The organism is Sphingomonas epibiotica (assembly GCF_039615155.1).
Taxonomy (GTDB): domain Bacteria; phylum Pseudomonadota; class Alphaproteobacteria; order Sphingomonadales; family Sphingomonadaceae; genus Sphingomonas.
Window position 1 is genome coordinate 19,404 of record NZ_JBDGHY010000002.1, and the last position, 17,061, is coordinate 36,464.

Sequence of the window (17,061 nt, forward strand, 5' to 3'; positions counted from 1 at the left end):
GACCCTGCTAGGCTAGCGGCAGCATCCATAAACACGCGCCACCGGTCACGAACAAGCGGGTTTCGTCGCTGTCGAACGTACAGTTGCTGCACATCCCAGGCGTCGGCACGGTAGCGAGATGGGTACCAACGGCGTCGAAGAGTTCGATCCCCTTGCCCGAACTGCTCCACAGCCAACCCCGCCGGTCGACGGTGAAACCATCGGGTATCCCATCGTCCACGGTCGCAAACCGCCGCTGGTTTGACAGCGCGGTCCCATCCCAGTCGAACGCATGAATCGCGACTTCGCCTTCGCCATGCTCGGGGGTCTGCGAGGCGTAGAAGATGCGACCATCGGGCGAAAAGGCGAGGCCGTTTGGTTGCGTCATGTCGGTCATGCGCCGCACCACACCATCCTCGCCAATCCGGCAGATGGCGGTGCGCCGGCTCTCCGAACGGGTGGGCACGCCTTGCTTCGGATTTTCAAGGCCGAAGGTCGGATCGCTGAACCAGATCGCGCCATCGGGACCAACGATGACGTCGTTGGGTGCGTTCAGTCGGCTACCCTCCGCCATCCATGCGATGGGGGTCGCCACGCCCATACCCTCGGACCGGCTGATCGCACGGCGGCCGTGTTCGCAGTGGACCAGTCCGCCATCCGGCAGCACCGCATTGCCGTTGATGAATGGTGTCGCATCGAGAAGTACGTCGACTGCGCCGTCCTCGCGCCGACCCAGCACGCGGCGGCCGACAATGTCGCTCCATACCAGCGTCCGCTCGCGGGGCCACCATGCAGGCCCTTCGCTCCAGTTCGCCTGATCGTACAGCGTCACGAGACGTGCGCCGTCGAGCACCGCCCGCGCATCGGCGTGGTGGATCATGGGCGGCGGCACGTCGGTCGGCGCGGGCGGACCGGGCGGGCGGAGCCGTGCCGGCAGCAACAACGGGGCAATCGGCGTCGCCAACGCGATGCTCATTTCCCGAACGGGTCACGCGTCTGGGTAGCGGGCGACGCGGCGAACTGGATCATGACCTGGAAGCAGGGCTCGTCGCCGATCTGGCCGGATCGATGGCCCTTGCCGTCGGTCGTGTCCTGATCCTGCCCGAAATGAATGTCGCCCGGCCCCATTTCCACCCGGTTGCCGTCCATCGTCTCGATGAACCAGCGTCCGTGCAACGGGATCACCCATTGCGGTTTGGGGCTTTCGTGCCAATCCCCGACCCAACCGACCGGCAGCACCGCGAAATTGATCGCGCTCACCTCGCCCGGGAACGGCCGCATCCATTGCGGGGCCGCCCCGCCACCGACGCTCTTCTGTTCAAATCCGGTCATGTGCGACAGATCGATCCGGCTGCTGCCGTCGGCCTGGGTCCACATATGGAGGAAGGGCAGTATCGGCGGCCGATTGGAATCGGTTCCGTCGTTGGCGAGCGCCACTCCGGTCGGCAGGTCCATCATCCTCGTCTTCTCCAACAGCACGACGCGGTGCGATCGCCGGCAGGATTTTAACGGTGGGTGCGTTAGGAGGTTGCGTGATGCTGGGGAGCACGCCGTGCGCCAAACCTGCGGCGTGGTGCCTTTGCGCGCCAACACCTGTACGCTGTATCTTACCAGCGTCCATCTCCAAGATGGATGCGGATCAGGCGGACACCGTTCGCGACCATGCGAGCGCGTTGCTGAGCCACCAACCAGGCTTCATCACCTGGACGCCTTTCAAAGGTGTGGAAGATCCGAACGAGCGGGTCGATCTGGTTGCCTGGACCGACCATCATAGCGCCCGTCTCGCCGCAAAGGTGGTTGGGAACGCCGCTGAATTTGCTGACTTTCGCGGCTCGGTGGCGACGGTCACGAGCATGGGTCACTACATCGACCCATCGCTCGATCCGCAGCCGGTCGTGGCGGGGAGCGGCATCGGGCTTGGTCGCTTCAGACTGAAGTCGGGTGTCAAGGAAAGCTCGATGCGAGCCGCCTATGCGGCGATGATCGTCCGTCATCTGAAGCACCAGCCAGGGTGGCGGCGACAGCATCTCGTGAAGCTGCAGGATGGCACGTTCATTGATCTGGCCTTTGCCAGAGATCAGGATCATGCCGAAGCGATCTGCGCTGTTTGGATCGGCAACGTGGATTGTGAGCACTCCTTGTCTATGATCGAGCCAGTAAGCATGGAGTTCGGCACGATCATTTGAGTTGGTCGTTCGCGTCCGAGATTTCCCGAAATTCTATCCCTTTGGGAATGCCCGCATCGTCTGGCTCGCCGTTGACAATTGGGAATGGCGAACGGGGGTGTTACCGGAACGCCAGCGAAGGTATAGAAACGACGTGACCTATCGCCGCGCCATCGATCGTCGAATTAGCCGCCCAGCCTGATCTGTCAGGCTGGGTCAATCTCGGCGAATCGAATGTTCAGGTGATAGATGACACATGATCTTGTGCGCGAGCGGCGAGCTATGCTCGCAGGTATGAAACCGACGCTGAAAGACGGCAGATATTTCTTCTGCACGACCAACAACAAGACAGTTCTGACTGCACTCTCCGGTCGAAGCCTTGCTCTATTCCGCGAAGACGAGGGTGTCGCCTTGGTACTTGCCGAAGATGACGCGACGCTGCACGGCTTTGACCTGTCTGTACCGATGTCGCGGATCGTTTTGGAGGTTTTCTCGGCGCTCGACGGCGTAGGTCTGACTGCCGGCGTTGCCACCGCCCTCGCGGACGAAGGCATCCCGTGCAACATGATCGCTGCCTATCATCACGACAACGTGTTCGTTCCGGAACCGATGGCAGGACGGGCTGTCGAGGTTCTTAAAGATGTGCAGCGACGCGCCAGTTCGCCCCACCACTGATGCGACAGGTCCATCCGCACCTTGCGAGTGCGGATGGACTAACGCCGGCACGATTCCCGAAACTCGATCAATTCCTAGAACGCCCGCGCCGTCTCGCTAGGCGTTCTTAAACGGGAAAGGAGCGTCAGATTGCGTGAGCCGCACGACGTCGGAGCCAGTGAAGGACGCCTGTCGCGAGGAGAAGCGTGGGAACGAAGCCCAGCAACACCGCCAGAATGCGCGTCGCCAAGCCTCCAACGGTCCCGTCGTGCAGCGTGCGGACCCAGCTCACCACGGCCGTTCCGGTGCCGGCATGACGAACGTCATGCACCGCCAACACGCGGCCGGAGAACTGGTCGATGAAGACGTAGCTGCCCGGGAAGCGCCGATGGGGATCGCTGGGCACCTGAAGCCGGACGCGAACCGGCGCATCATCGGCACCGGGGATATCCACGAAGACGATTCTACCGTCCGGCAATGCCCGGTATGCGGCTGCGAACGCCCGAACAATACTGACCCGACCGCCCCCCTCGTCAGATGATTTCGGGGCCGGGATAGTCGCCGGCTGCAAGAACGCCTGCGTGACGGCAGGCAGCGCCAGCAGTACGCCGGTCGCGACCAGCACGAACAGCAGCACCATGCTCCAGAGGCCGGACAGCTTGTGTAGGTCGCGCAGCCGGCGGATCGGTACGGCGTCGCGTTTGAAGGCGATCGCCTTTCGCCAGCTTCCGCGCGGCCACCACGCCGCGATGCCGCTGACCAGCAACAGCAGCATAGCCACGCCCGACCAGCCTACCACCTGACCCCCAAGGTCGCCGGCGAGCAGCGCCATGTGGAGCTGGTAGAGCCAGCTCATCAGATAGCCGCCCCAAGGTTCGGCACGGACGATCCGGCTGCCGTCTGGTGAGAACCAGACCATCATTCGATCGGCGTGATGACCGTGCCCGGACGATGGGTAAAAGCGCGCTGGAATGGTGCCGCCCCGGCCCGTTACCTCGATAGTCCATTTGCCGGCGGAATCGTGCCAGCGGGCGCGTCCTGCCGCTAACGCCCGGTCCCAGACGGGGGACGCGAGGTCCGGCGAACGTTCGCTCCGCCCAGGCTCGACAACGGGATGAAGCGCGGCGTCGATGCCGGTATAGAACACCAGTGCCGACCCGGTGAGGCCCAGCACCGCGAACAGAAGCCCCAGGCTCAACCCCAGCCAGAGATGGACGCGACGCACGAGGATGCGCGCGCGCGATGCTGCCGATCGGTGGTGCCCGGACATCAGAGCCGCGTCGCCAGTGCCACCTCGAACGATCGTGGCGCGCCGACATAGACGTTGGTGGTCGGGTAGCCGGAATATTCGCCATAGAAGGCGTCCGTCAGATTCCGGCCGCGCAGCGTCAGTGTCGCTTGCGGCGCGACCGGGAACGACAGGCTGGCATCCAGCACGGTATGGCCGGCAACCTGGATCGTATTGGCCGTGTCGGTGTAGAAGGCGCTGGCGTGACGGAGGAAGCCGCCCAACGTCACCTTGTTGGCGATGGTGTAGAGCGCCGAGGCGTTGACCGTGGTCGAAGGGACATTGATCGGGCGGTTGCCGCTCCGGTTGATCCGCACGCCCCCCACCAGCTCGGACAGTTCGTCATATTGCGCGTCGGTGTAGGATACGCCGCCCGACAGGCGCAGCGCCTTCGCTGGCGAGACGACGGCTGACAACTCGACGCCCTGCGACGACTGCTGCCCGCCCTGCACCGTCAGCGTCGGGTTGTTAGGATCACGGGTCAGGATGTCGCGCTGCTCGATGCGATAGGCCGCGCCGGTGACGCTTGCCCGACCGCCCCATCCGCTCGCCTTGAACCCGGCCTCGTAGGCCCGCCCCTTGGTCAGCCGGAAGCGGCTGTTGGCGATCGAGGCCAGCAGGATCGAGGATACCGGCGATACCGCCGTCGTATATTGCGCATAGAGGGTCAGGCCATCGCCTACGTCCCAGGTCGTGCCCGCCCGCCATGACACGGGATCGAAGGTCGGGCTGTTGCGATCGACCGCGCCGCTGACATTCTGGATCGTCGCGCGGTCCAGCTCCATGTGGTCCCAGCGCACCCCGCCGACCAGCAGCCACTTCGGCGTCAGGTTCACCGCATCCTCCGCGAAGACGGAGGTCTGTTTCAGCTTGGAATCGAAGGTGACGTTGCCGGCGGTGAAGATTGCCGTTCCCGTAGGCAGCGGCACGATGGCCGGATTGCGCACGTCCACCGCCGGGAGGGCCGAAGTTGGGGCCGTCTGACGCAAGCTGACGAAATCGGTGTCGTTGTGTTCGACGCCGAGTCTGAAGCGGTTGCGGAGGTCCGCGATCCGGCTGTCATTGCCGATCACCCCACGCGCACTCCAGAACTGGTGATCGTGCCGGATATCCTGATAGGTCTGGCGAAAGCTGCCGTTCGGGAATGCCGCGGTGGGCGCGACGAAGGTCTGACTGTCCGCCAGCAGGAACGCGCGATCGGCGGTGTAGCCTGTCAGGTCGAGCGCGAAGGTCCACCCGCTGCCGATCGACCAGTCGAGCCGCGAGCGCACCGTCGTCTCGTCGGCACCGGAATAGGCCCCCTGGGGATTGTAGTTGCGCCGGCGCAGCGCGCGATCGGCGACCAGGCCATTCGCACTCGTCACAGCGTCGGTCGGGCGCAGCGCATATTGACCGGGGATCAGGGGCAGACCCTGATAGGTGGCATCGTAGCGATCCTCGAAATGATCGACCGCGACGAGCAGCGAGAGGCGATCACTCGGCTTCCATAGTGTACCGACTGTCAGCCCGGCCGAGAAGGTGTCGTTGTTATCGACGTCGTAAAGACTGTCCGATCGCTGGTAGCTGGCGTCCGCCCGTACCGCGATCGTGGACGATACCGGGAGGTTGACCCCGCCGGCCGCGAACACCGTGTCGAAGCTCCCGACCGACAGCAGCGTGTCGAGGTGGCGTTCGCCCAGCACCGGCTTGCGCGTCACCTTGTTGATGACACCGGCCAGTGCGCCCTCGCCGTAGAGAACCGATGCCGGTCCCTTCAACACCTCGACCCGATCATAGTGCCAGTTATTGCTATCGCGCTGGACGACGGTCGATGCCGATACCCGCACGCCGTCCTGAAGGATCGACACCGTGTTGCCGGCGAAGCCCCGCAGGCTGACGACGGCCGGATTGCCCGGCACGTTGCCTGCGATCGCGCCCACCACATCGTTGAACGTCTCACGCGCGGTGCGGAGGCCGCGAACCTGGAGATCGTCCTGCGTCAGTATCTCGACGCTCGCCGGCGTCTCGCGGATCGATAGGCCAAGCCGGCTGCCAGCCTGCGCCTGATTGTCCAGCTTCAGCGGATCGCGCTGGCCGGTGACGACGATCGTCGCATCGGTGCGGTCGTCTGTGGAATCCCGGGTTTGTGCCGTGGCCGGGATAGCGAGCAGCAGGCACGGCGCAGCGGCACCCGCCAGAAGGTGTGTTCGAAGCATGGAAATACCTTTGACCGGCTCGACGCTGTGAGGCGCGGGCCGCAGTTCATGGTCGCGCCGAACGAGACGGCGCGGAATGACAGGTCAGAGGTAGGCCGGTGGTCCTCGCAGCGGGGGGCGGAGATAGGCTGGACGTGAGGGCGCCGGCGGGATGGTCGCGATCAGACCAAGAGCCAGGATAAAGACGATCAGCGCAGCAAGCTGGACGGGACTGATCGACCCCAGCATCGCCGCCGACAGGCTCGAGAAGGCGCAGGGCATTTCTGCCTTGCCATGATCCTTCGACTTGCCGTGGTCGGGCATGTTGCCCTGCATCCGCGGCATTTCCATCGTCATCGTGCGCGGCGCGGTGCCGGAGCAGATGGTAATGGTGACGCGGCCATGATCGCTGCCGATCATGTAGCCGGTGGGGACCAGCAGCTTCAGCAGCAGCGTCGCTGCGCAGATCAGCACGGCGAGGTGGCGTTGCGCGAGAAGATGCCGAATGGCCTGCACAGGAGCCGACTACCGATCTTAGCAGGAAGTGTCACTTGGACATTCCGCCCCGCTTCGGCTTTCTCAAAACGCATTGATAACAGGGTTTTGTGAAGCCGCCGCTTTCTCCTTTCTCGATCCTTTTCGCGACAGCTAACGACCGTCCGGCCCACGCTGATGCTGGCTGCACGGCTCCCCACTCCGAACATCAATGAATGTCTGAAGTTCAGAAGCGACGAAGACGGCGCGAATGACCGGATTTGGGTCTTACCGGCGAAGGGCGGCTTGTCTACTCGTGCCCGATTGCGGACATCCCGACGACCCGGGGGTGACCGAGGCCTATGGGCAGGTTAGGTGAGAAGGCTAATGGCGACCGGAAGTCGATCAGCCTCAAGGAGAGTATGCATGCTTTTCCACACCATGCTCGGATCGAACGACATTGAGCGTTCCAAGCGCTTCTACGATACGGTGCTCGGCACCTTGGGTGCAGGGGAAGGGACGAGGAACGTAGCCGATAGCGGCCATGTACGTCTGATCTACAATACCGGCGGCGGAACTAACTTCATTGTCAGCCAGCCGATCAACGACGAACCAGCGAGCGTCGCGAACGGGAGCACCGTTGCCTTTTCGTGCAACTCGCCCGAACAAGTGAAGCAGCTTCATGATACCGCGGTCGCCAACGGTGGCACCTCGATCGAAGCCCCGCCCGGCCCGCGCAATACGGCATCGCTGGGGACAGTCGAACTTGCCTATTTTCGCGATCCTGACGGCAACAAACTATGCGGAATTCATTTTCCCGCCTGATCTGTCCGACATGGGTCCGCTTCTAACCCTAGCGGATCCAGATTATGCGATCGCGCGAATGTTCGCTTCTCTGCCGACAGCGGCCACTCAAGCCAGAAACCGGTGTCGATCAGCAGGCCTGATGGCGATGAATGAACGGCCGGTTTCGGATCGCGTGCAAAGGTGCTCGAACGACCGATATTGGGTTGCCGCTGCAGTACGGAAGGGCGGCGGTTCTCGACCAAAGCCGATCGTTCGGAAAGCAATATCCTAATGGCTGCTCAAGCCGAACGCGGTCAATCGCAGGTTCGCGACGAGTTGATCAGCATCGCCGGTTTACGGGCTGGTTGTCGTATGCTTCTCCGCCTCGACACACGCCGATCGCGCCAACAGTTCTCCGTGAAGCGGCTTGAAGATGTTTCTTTAATGTTCCCGACGGTGGCAAGGCTGCGATTGTGGTGCTAGCGTGCCGCGGAAGGGCAAATCGTGGAAATCAATGACTGATTCTGCAGCGCGTGAGCAGCGGCGTTTGGCGGCGCTCGCAAAATTTGAGGTGTTGGACAGTCCGCGAGAGTCGGCGTTCGACGAGCTGGCCGAGCTGGTCGCTGCGATTTGCGAGGCGCCGATCGGGGTCGTGAATCTGATCGGGGAGTGCCGCCAGTTCTTTAAGGCAGAGGTGGGTCTCGGGGTTCGCGAAACGCCGCTGAATACGTCGTTCTGCGCGCACGCGCTTTTGGAGCAGGATTTCCTCCTTGTTCCCGACGCGACGGCCGATCCGCGGTTTGCATGCAACCCCCTGGTCACTGGCGAGCCTCATATCCGCTTTTATGCCGGTGCACTGCTGAAGACGGACGAGGGCCTTCCAATCGGGACGCTGTGCGTGCTCGACTACCAGCCGAGGCAATTGTCGGACGTACAGATACGCTCGATCCGCGTCCTGGCTCGACAGGTCATGGCGCAGCTCGAACAACGTCTTGCGGCACGGCAGGTCGCCGCATCGGAGGCGCGACAGCGCGCCATCATGGACAGCGCTCAGGATTTTGCGATCGTCACGACCGATCTCGATGGCCATATCGTCGAGTGGACTTCCGGCGCGATGAACGTGCTTGGCTGGTCAAGGGATGAAGTGATTGGAAAGAGCGCTTCGATCCTATTCACCGACGTAGATATCAACGCCGACAGGCTGGGGTCGGATCTGGCGCAAGCTCACGAAGAAGGTCGAGCGTGTGTTGAGCATTGGATGGTTCGCAAAGACGGGCGACCCATATTGGCCGTCGATGTGACGTCCCCATTGATGGACCAGCACGGCCAACATGTCGGCTATGTGAAGGTGCTGCGTGATCGCACCGAAGCACATGCTGCCGGTGAAGCCCTGCGGGAGGTGGAAGCCCGCGCCACCGACAGGTTGCAGGCCAATGAGGAGAAATGGCGCACCCTGTTCAAGACGCTCGAAGAGGGTTTCATCCTCGCCAAAGTCGTGCGCGATGCCGACGGCAGGATCTCTGACTGGCGGTATGAGGAAGTAAACGACGCCTGGTATGACCTGGTGGGTATCGAGCGGGGCACGGCGATCGGAAAGACGATTCGCGACCTCTTCCCGGGAATTGGAGACGCATGGGTCAACGAGTTCGCCGAAGTTGTCGATACCGGCGAGGCCAAGCGCTTTACCCGTCAGGTCGGAGGGCTGGATCGTTGGTATGACGGGGTCTGCCAATCCGTCGGGGAGGATCGGTTCACTGTCATTTTCCTTGAAGTGACGGATCGCATCCGCGCCGAGAAAAAGCGTGAGGCGCTTACCGACATTGGGCATTTTCTGTCGGAGGCATCCGATATGGAACATGCGATCGATCAGGCGACGGAGATAGTGGCCAAGACGCTCGGCGTGGTTCGGGCTGGGTATGGTACGCTCGATGCTGACGGGGAAATGATCACCGTGCCGGAGCACTGGACGGTGGATGGCTGTCCCCGGCTTGTCGGGCAGTACCGCGTCGACGATTATGGCGACTACGCTATCGACCTCCGGGCTGGTCGCCCCGTCGTCATTCCCGATGTGCGGCATGATCCACGAACATCGCCTCGAGCGGAAATTTTCGAAAGCCTCGCCGTTCGAACGATGATCAATCTTCCGGTGGTGGAGAATGGTCGAACGGTCGCGATCTTCTTCGTGAACGATAACGTTCCGCGCCAATGGACGACGCAGCAGGTGGCATTCGTCGCAGAGGCGGCAAGTCGTATCCGGGTTGCGATCGAACGTCGCCGCGCAGAACAGGACCTGCGCGAGAGCGAAAGCTTTATGCGCAGCGTTCTTGCTGCCTCGACCGATTGTATCAAGGTGCTCGACCTCAACGGCGATCTCACCTTCATGAGCGATGGCGGCATGAAGGTGATGGAGATCAGCGACTTCAACGCCGTCAAAGGCTGCTTCTGGCCGAGTTTCCTGAAGGACGACGGCGTTGGTCTGGGCAAAGAGGCGCTTGCAGCGGCGAGAGCCGGTCGATCGGCCCATTTCGAGATCGCAGCCGACACATTCCTGGGCACCCCGAAATTCTGGTCGGTGTCGGTTTCGCCCATCTTCGGCGAGAACGGCGAGGTGGTGCGCATCCTGTCCGTATCGCGTGACCACACGACTTTGCAGGAGGCGCGTGAGCAGCAGCTACTTCTCAATGGCGAATTGAGCCATCGACTAAAAAACGTCTTGGCCATCGTCCAATCGATTGCCAACCAGACGCTGCGTGATGCAGTGACACTGGAGGATGCCTCTGCTGCCTTCTCATCACGTCTGGCATCCCTGGGCCGGGCGACGGATGTGCTGACCGCGACATCGTGGGAAGCGTCGGACCTCGATACGGTCCTGGAAGCCGGCTTGGCGGCCGTTGCCGATAAGCAGGACCGGATCGCGATCAATGGTCCGGCGGTGCGTCTCAATCCGCAGTCGGCACTCGCCCTCACGCTCGCGGTCCACGAGCTGGTCACCAACGCGCTGAAATACGGTGCCCTGAGCAACCATACCGGCACTGTGACGTTGACGTGGGAGGTGAGTGGATCTGACGCGAACCCAATGTTCACCTTGTTATGGCAGGAGCGCGACGGTCCGATCGTTTCGCTCCCCACACGCAGGGGCTTTGGAACACGGCTAATCGAACGTTCGCTGCGATCGTACTTCAGGGGCGAGACGGTGTTGAGCTACCCGCCTGAAGGAGTCGAGTTTCGGATCAAAGCGCCGCTAGTCGGTGCAGGCGAATTGGTAACCGCGTAATGGGTCAGGCAATTCCGCCACGGGCAATCCTCATCGTTGAAGATGAGGTGTTTATACGTCACGATCTGATGGATTTTTTCAGCGACCGTGGTTTTATCGCGTTTGAAGCTGAGGACGGCGACGAAGCGATCAAGATCCTAGCCGGTCATCCCGAGATTAGAATTGTCCTAACAGACATCCAGATGAAGGGGTCGATGGATGGTCTGCGACTTGCACGCTACGTTCGTGATAGGTACCCACCAGTGCTGATCGCGATTGTTTCCGGTAACGTCCGGCCTTCACAAGCTGACCTGCCGGAACGCTCTTTCTTCGTCGCCAAACCTTTTGACCCTCGATACGTGCTGTCTGAGATCGATCGGCTAACTTCCTGATTTATTGCAGGCGATGGGGTTTTCGGAACACGACCTCGTGTCCGACACCACTTGCTCCAGATAACCACGAATGGCGGCTCTGGGCTAAACCCGCCGATCGATGGAGCCGCTGCAGATGGCGGGTTTGTCCCAATCGCAACCCGTTTCATGTGCCTGCGCAGGCTGGCCGCGGGGTCAGCCTACCCGCATGAACGAGCGGCCGGTTTGGAGTTCAGTCTCTACGCGGCTGGACGTCCATTTGCAGGTCTGCTCAGTCACGGCGCAACCGACGCAGAAACCGGCCAGACCCAGCGCCGCACGTTCAAACGGTTCGGACCGTGCCGCCGTCGATGATAAACTCGGCGCCATGGATCGCCGCCGCGCGGTCCGATGCCAGATAGGCGATCAGGTCGGCGACCTCGTGGGGCTCAGCAGCCCGCCCGATCGGTATGCCGCCGAGGCCATCGAGCACCTGCTGCCGCGCGTCCTCGATCGTGCCGCCTGTCGCGCTGCGGATGCGCTCCAGAAAGTCACCTGCGGCCTCGGTCATGATCCAGCCGGGGGAGACGGCGTTGACCCGCACGCCTTTGGGCCCGAGCTCCTTCGACAGGGACTTGCTGTAGGTCCTGAGCGCCGCCTTGGCAGCGGCATAGGCGGTCGTCGATTCAGGCAGCGGCAGGATGGCTTGAATCGAGGTGACATGGACGATCGTGCCGCTTCCCCGGTCGATCATCTGCGGAATGAGGATCCGATCGAGCCGGACGGCGGCCAGCAGATTGAGGTTCAGCTCGGCCAGCCAGTGCGCGTCGGTAAGTGCTGCAAAGCCGCCGCCGGGCGATACCGATCCGCCAATGACATGCGCGACGATGTCGATGCCGCCCATCCGGTCGAGTGCCGCCTCGGCAAGCGCCGCAGCGCCCTCTGCGGTTGTAAGGTCCGCCTTGACGAAAATCGCATCGGCCAGCGCACTGCCATCCGATCGAGCAGCGGTGATGACCTGCGCTCCTCCCGCCTGGAAGCGCTCGACGGTCGCGCGGCCCAGACCCTTGGTGCCGCCGCTAATTAGGACGCGCTTCCCGGCGAACTCGGTCGCATCGATCGCGGCGGTCACGGCATGATCTCCAGCGCCGTGATCGCCTCATTTCGAAGCGTGAAGCGGTAGGTGAAGCGGAGGGGGCTGCCCGGAAAATCTCCATGTGCGGGCCCCTCGACGATCACCTTGCCGCCTTCGCAGCGGACTGCTTCCGGCGTGAAGATCGCCCGCACCGGAACGACCTCCTCCTCGAACAGCGTGCGCAGCTCGGCAGTCCCCTCGAACCGCTTGCCGATGCCAAGGTCGTGAACGACCACGTCGGCGGCGAAGGGCCGCAACATGCCGTCCACGTCCAGACGGGCGTTTGAGGCGACATAGTCGGCGATGGGGTTTGGAAGGTCGATTGTCACTGCTTGGCTCCTTGACGGGACACGACCAATCTGGCGATACGATTGCCAATGATAATCGAGGCAAATCGACATCTGACATTCCGGATATCAGGATAATGGCGGGAGATGGCCTGAGCGAATTCGACGCGGTCCTCGCCATCGCTCGCAATGGATCGTTCCGCGTGGCGGCGCTGGAACTTGGCCTTTCCACGACGGCGCTGAGCAACCTGATCGCCAAGCTCGAGCGTCGGGTCGGTGTCCGGCTGTTCAATCGCACGACGCGCAGCGTCTCGCTCACCGACGCGGGGCAAATCTTCGTTGATCAGATCAGGCCAGCGGTCAGGGCGCTGCACGATGCCATGAGCGTCGCGCGATCGCAGGTGGAAACGCCATCGGGGACACTGCGCATCAACGCGTTCGCAAGCGGCGCGCGAGAGATCCTGTGCCCGCTACTGATCCGGTTTCTGAAGCGCTATCCGCAGGTGCACATCGATCTGGTTACCGAGGGGCGGATCGTCGACATCGTCGAGGCGGGCTTCGATCTAGGTTTGAGGAGCGCCGACCTCGTGCCGAGCGATATGATTGCCATTCCGGTCGGACCTCCGCGCAGCTTCGCGGTCGTGGCGTCACCTGGTTATCTGGAGGCAAACGGCAAGCCGCGCGTGCCCCCCGATCTGCTGCGGCACGAATGCCTGCGCATCCGCCTGCCGAACGGCGCACTGCATCGTTGGCAATTCCAGAAAGACGGTGAGCCGCTTCAGATCGACGTCGACGGCCCGATGACCCTAGACGAGGCGAGCCTCGCACGGATCGCGGTGCTTGATGGCGTGGCGATCGGCTATTTCATGGAGGCCGACGTCCACGACGACATCAAGGCGGGACGGCTTGTCCGGGTGCTTGGAGAGTGGACACCGCCTCTGGCCCGGTTGAGCCTCTATTACCCAAGCCGACGCAACTCGTCCGCCGCCTTTAGGGCTCTGATCGAAATGGCTCGGGAGATCGGTTGAGCGATTACCGCGGAACGGTGATTGGCGCCGATGAATGATCCCTGCGGATTTTCTTCGGCCATGGGCGGTCGCTATCCGCGTCAAATGCCGACCGGTTGTTCTCGATTTCCGCAATGTGTCCGCCGGCCCAGTACTTAGTTCGCGGATCGGGCCGGCCAGCGACCTACCAAGCGCTGTGAGGTCGTACTCCACCTGTGGCGGCACGGGCGGGTGGACGGTGCGGGTCACCTTGCCATCACGCTCAAGCGCACGTAGCGTTCGGGCGAGCATCTGCTGGCTGATGCCGCCGATGGTTCGCCTGATGTCGTTGAACCGTCGCGGCTACTCCGTGAGCGTCATCACGATCATGACGGTCCATTTGTCGCCGATCAGGCCGAGGACCCCGCTGAACCGCTTGCATTCGGCATGAATCGGCTCGGGGGGGGGGCGCTCCATGTGACTATGTCTTCCAAAAATGCCTTCTTGGCGGGACGCCGGAGGTCACATGGCTGGTCCAGGTCACATTTCCAGACCGGAGCTGAGCCATGAACATCCTGCACATCGATGCCAGTGCGAGCGACAGCAATGCCTCGCATACACGCCGCCTCTCCAGCGAACTCGTTGCCTGGCTCGGAACGGCTAACCCGGATGCGACGATCGTGTACCGGGATCTTTTCGCAAACCCGCTTCCTCATGTCGACACGACGATCCGCGATGCCTGGACCGGCGAGGACTCCAGCGACACCAAGCTGGCCGAGACGATGCGCCGGTTCAAGGCTCTAGTTGACGAGCTAAAGGCAGCGGATGTCGTCGTGGTCGGTTCGCCCATGTTCACCGTGCCCTCGACATTGAAGGCGCGAGTCGATCATGTCTCGATTGCAGGGCAGATCTTCGGCTACACGGCGGAGGGACCACGTGATTTGCTGAGCGGTCGAGTCTATCTCATACTCTCATCGGGCGGGATCTACTCGCGAGGACCGTTCGCAGCGTACGATCATCTGTCGACCTACCTTACGGCGATCTTCAATTTCTTCGGCATTCAGGACGTCGAGGTGATCCAGGCGGAAGGCATCGCTTACGGACCCGAGCAGCATCATGCCGCAATGACGAGTGCCGCGAAAAAATTCAGACGGTCGCCGCTCGATTAGGTCGAAAGTGAAGTCACCCACGGAGACCGGCCCGTGGCTGGCCACCTAATTGAAACTTCCGAAGAGATTTGAACAGATGGCGGATATTAAAACAGAGCAATTGAAGCGGAATGACCGGACCTGGGTGGCATCAGACATTCTGTTGGGAACGATTCCAATTTGTCGATCCTACGATCTCGGCGAGATGCTGTCCCGACAGCCAGGCAGCTTCGATCCGCGGTCCGAGAAGCCAGTCGCCGCAGGCGCCTAGCCGGATATCAGCGCTCCAGATCGCGCAGTGGTTCAATGCGTCGACCTTCGCATACCGCCAGCGATGGACGCTGGTCGCGACGACAGCAGGCGACCGGGCGCCGATATGGTCCGCGAACGCCGCGAGAAGCGCGCGCTGCACCGTGCCCGGATCGTTTTCGAGATGCGTGCGCGACCAGTCGGCACTGGCCTGAAGGACCCAGGCCTCCGGTCCAGTCCGGGCTGGCTTGGCCGAGTTGCGGACGGCGGATCCGATGATGCCGAGATCAGTGAGCCGATCGCGATCGATCGGTACGGTGCCGGCATAGGCTGCCATGACGGTCCAGCACGGGTCGGACACCGCGGAACGGGCTGCATCGGCCAGCGCTACATCGTGGGCGGCGACCAAGGGCGCGACCTGTTCGGCGGGCACCGCGACGATCGCCGCGTCGAACCGCTCGTGACCGATCCGCCATTCGCCGTCATAGGTCAAAGTGTCGATGGCCGTGTTCCAGCGGACGTCGCTGCCGTTCGCCATCGCGCGGATCGGTGCGTTCATCGCCGGCGTCCCGACCCACGCATCCAAGCCGGCGGGCGACCAGCGCGCGACGTGGCCGTCTTGCGCCCAGCGTTCGACCTGCGCGACGAACGCGGGATGGCGTGCCGTCAGATATTGCGCGCCATGATCGAAAGCGGCTTCCCCCAGCGGGCTGTCGATGCGGCGGGTCGACATGCGGCCACCCGGCCCGCGCCCCTTGTCGAACACGATGACATCGTGACCCTGATGACGAAGCGCCTGCCCACAGGACAGGCCGGCCATTCCCGCCCCGATGATTCCGATCCGCATAACTATCCCCGTGCCGGCGTTCAGCAAACGAACTTGCTGTAGACCGGACAGCTTCAAACGCTGAGTTTCTCGATTGGAGCCGACCACACGTAGATTCCGTCTTGGGCGAGCGGCTCCAGAATGACGGTTCAGCTTCGAACGTCTCCGCCGCCGAAGACGACTTGGTTGCGCATGGCGGGGGCGAACAGGCTGTAGAGAAACGGCAGGTTGCTACCGCTCACTGCGTCGAGCGCAGTACGGTGATCGGTTGACAGGGTAAGGCTGAGGGTGGCGACATTGTCGGTTACCTGCTCCGCGCGGCTCACGCCCATCAACGTCGATGTGACGCCAGGCTGTCCGACCACCCACGATAGCGCGACCCGCGCCGGCGTCTCGTCAACCTCCGCGGCGACGCGTTTTAGTTCGTCGAGGATCTGCCAGTTGCGCTCGGTAAACAGCGTGTCGCCGAACGGATTGTCGCCATCGAGCCGCTTGTCGCTGGCGGACCGCGCCGTATCGTCCTCCCCGGCTTGGTTGGGGATGCCGCCCGCGCGCTTCGGACCTGCCTCAACGGTCGCGCGGTCGTATTTGCCGGTGAGCAGGCCATAGGCGAGGGGGCTCCAGGGCACGAGACCCATACCCGCCGATCGCGCGAGCGGCAGGTGCTCGGCCTCGACTCCGCGTTCGACCAGCGAATAGAAATATTGCAGGCCGATCGGCGCCGGATTGCCTTGGACCCGTGCCAGCGTCGCTAATTCGGCGACATACCAGGCCGGGGTGTTGGATATGCCCCAGTAGCGGATCTTGCCCGCTGCGACGAGCGCGGTCATCGTCCGCAACAGTTCCTCGGGCGGCGTGATGCCGTCCCAGACATGTACCCAGTACAGGTCGATGAAGTCCGTCCGGAGTCGGCGGAGCGATCCTTCGACGGACGCCAAAATGTGGCGCGCGCCATTACCGCCTGCATGATAGCCGCGACCAGTCGCAAACCCCGATTTCGTAGCGACCACCAGTCGATCGCGCGACGATTGCGCGGCGACAAAACTACCGACCATCTCTTCCGATCGCCCGCCTGCATAGACGTCGGCGGTGTCGATGAAATTGCCGCCAAGATCGGTGTAGCGATCGAACACCGCGCGGCTTCCGCGCTCGTCCAGCCCCCATCGCGGCGTGCCAAAGGTCATCGTACCGAGTGCCAGCGGACTGACGAGAAGGCCGGAGCGGCCGAGCGGGCGATAGGTGTCGAGTTTCATGATCGCATCCTGCAATGTGTTGTCTCCAGATGGACGCCGGACGGCGCGAGGATT

Annotated in this window: 16 protein-coding genes and 1 pseudogene; 7 read left to right on the top strand and 10 right to left on the bottom strand. The window is 62.6% G+C overall.

What is annotated here, in order from left to right:
- Positions 1–7: 7 nt before the first annotated feature.
- Entirely contained in the window at positions 8–955 is a 948-nt protein-coding gene (locus AAIO73_RS03650) for an SMP-30/gluconolactonase/LRE family protein (protein ID WP_345876369.1), read from the bottom strand.
- Positions 952–1,437, bottom strand: a complete 486-nt coding sequence (locus AAIO73_RS03655) for a cupin domain-containing protein (RefSeq protein ID WP_345876371.1) — start codon at positions 1,435–1,437, stop codon at positions 952–954. Before AAIO73_RS03655 ends, AAIO73_RS03650 begins: the two co-directional genes overlap by 4 nt.
- A gap of 170 nt (positions 1,438–1,607) precedes the next feature.
- Between AAIO73_RS03655 and AAIO73_RS03660 the strand changes: the two genes are divergently transcribed.
- Both AAIO73_RS03660 and AAIO73_RS03665 read left to right on the top strand, forming a co-directional pair.
- Positions 1,608–2,165 (top strand): hypothetical protein, encoded by a 558-nt coding sequence (locus AAIO73_RS03660; RefSeq protein ID WP_345876372.1) that lies wholly within the window; start codon positions 1,608–1,610, stop codon positions 2,163–2,165.
- A gap of 261 nt (positions 2,166–2,426) precedes the next feature.
- Positions 2,427–2,819, top strand: a complete 393-nt coding sequence (locus tag AAIO73_RS03665; protein WP_345876891.1) for an ACT domain-containing protein — start codon at positions 2,427–2,429, stop codon at positions 2,817–2,819.
- Between the two features lie 124 nt (positions 2,820–2,943).
- Here the strand turns inward: AAIO73_RS03665 and AAIO73_RS03670 are convergent, their stop codons facing one another.
- The 3 genes from AAIO73_RS03670 to AAIO73_RS03680 all read right to left on the bottom strand — a co-directional run bounded on the left by AAIO73_RS03670 (position 2,944) and on the right by AAIO73_RS03680 (position 6,776).
- The gene (locus AAIO73_RS03670; RefSeq protein ID WP_345876374.1) at positions 2,944–4,068 is read right to left on the bottom strand and encodes a PepSY-associated TM helix domain-containing protein; all 1,125 of its coding nucleotides are present in this window, start codon (positions 4,066–4,068) and stop codon (positions 2,944–2,946) included.
- Positions 4,068–6,281, bottom strand: a complete 2,214-nt coding sequence (locus AAIO73_RS03675) for a TonB-dependent receptor (protein WP_345876376.1) — start codon at positions 6,279–6,281, stop codon at positions 4,068–4,070. Before AAIO73_RS03675 ends, AAIO73_RS03670 begins: the two co-directional genes overlap by 1 nt.
- An 84-nt stretch (positions 6,282–6,365) precedes the next feature.
- The gene (locus AAIO73_RS03680; RefSeq protein ID WP_345876378.1) at positions 6,366–6,776 is read right to left on the bottom strand and encodes a DUF2946 family protein; all 411 of its coding nucleotides are present in this window, start codon (positions 6,774–6,776) and stop codon (positions 6,366–6,368) included.
- Positions 6,777–7,160: 384 nt separating this feature from the next.
- On the opposite strand from AAIO73_RS03680, the gene AAIO73_RS03685 reads away from it, so the two are divergent.
- The 3 genes from AAIO73_RS03685 (at position 7,161) to AAIO73_RS03695 (ending at position 11,165) form a co-directional block, all read left to right on the top strand.
- Positions 7,161–7,559, top strand: a complete 399-nt coding sequence (locus tag AAIO73_RS03685) for a VOC family protein (protein ID WP_345876380.1) — start codon at positions 7,161–7,163, stop codon at positions 7,557–7,559.
- Between the two features lie 475 nt (positions 7,560–8,034).
- Positions 8,035–10,794, top strand: coding sequence for a GAF domain-containing protein (locus AAIO73_RS03690; RefSeq protein WP_345876382.1), 2,760 nt, complete (start codon positions 8,035–8,037; stop codon positions 10,792–10,794).
- Positions 10,794–11,165, top strand: coding sequence for a response regulator (locus tag AAIO73_RS03695; RefSeq protein ID WP_345876384.1), 372 nt, complete (start codon positions 10,794–10,796; stop codon positions 11,163–11,165). Before AAIO73_RS03690 ends, AAIO73_RS03695 begins: the two co-directional genes overlap by 1 nt.
- Positions 11,166–11,466: 301 nt before the next feature.
- Here AAIO73_RS03695 and AAIO73_RS03700 read toward each other — a convergent pair whose 3' ends face one another.
- Complete coding sequence (locus AAIO73_RS03700; RefSeq protein WP_345876385.1) at positions 11,467–12,255, bottom strand: SDR family oxidoreductase; 789 nt, start codon at positions 12,253–12,255, stop codon at positions 11,467–11,469.
- Positions 12,252–12,587, bottom strand: coding sequence for a nuclear transport factor 2 family protein (locus AAIO73_RS03705; RefSeq protein WP_345876386.1), 336 nt, complete (start codon positions 12,585–12,587; stop codon positions 12,252–12,254). Before AAIO73_RS03705 ends, AAIO73_RS03700 begins: the two co-directional genes overlap by 4 nt.
- Before the next feature lie 95 nt (positions 12,588–12,682).
- On the opposite strand from AAIO73_RS03705, the gene AAIO73_RS03710 reads away from it, so the two are divergent.
- Positions 12,683–13,573 (top strand): LysR family transcriptional regulator, encoded by an 891-nt coding sequence (locus tag AAIO73_RS03710; protein WP_345876388.1) that lies wholly within the window; start codon positions 12,683–12,685, stop codon positions 13,571–13,573.
- A 192-nt stretch (positions 13,574–13,765) separates the two neighbouring features.
- Here the strand turns inward: AAIO73_RS03710 and AAIO73_RS03715 are convergent.
- Positions 13,766–13,843 (bottom strand): annotated as a pseudogene (locus AAIO73_RS03715) (winged helix-turn-helix transcriptional regulator); the annotation flags it as partial.
- Positions 13,844–14,097: 254 nt separating this feature from the next.
- Here AAIO73_RS03715 and AAIO73_RS03720 point away from each other — a divergent pair.
- Complete coding sequence (locus tag AAIO73_RS03720; protein ID WP_345876389.1) at positions 14,098–14,700, top strand: FMN-dependent NADH-azoreductase; 603 nt, start codon at positions 14,098–14,100, stop codon at positions 14,698–14,700.
- A gap of 130 nt (positions 14,701–14,830) precedes the next feature.
- Here the strand turns inward: AAIO73_RS03720 and AAIO73_RS03725 are convergent, their stop codons facing one another.
- Together AAIO73_RS03725 and AAIO73_RS03730 are read right to left on the bottom strand one after the other, a co-directional pair.
- Positions 14,831–15,775 carry an NAD(P)/FAD-dependent oxidoreductase gene (locus AAIO73_RS03725; RefSeq protein WP_345876390.1) on the bottom strand — a complete coding sequence of 315 codons (945 nt, stop codon included), beginning with the start codon at positions 15,773–15,775 and terminating at the stop codon, positions 14,831–14,833.
- 128 nt (positions 15,776–15,903) lie between these two features.
- Positions 15,904–17,007, bottom strand: a complete 1,104-nt coding sequence (locus tag AAIO73_RS03730) for an aldo/keto reductase (RefSeq protein WP_345876391.1) — start codon at positions 17,005–17,007, stop codon at positions 15,904–15,906.
- Positions 17,008–17,061 lie beyond the last annotated feature (54 nt).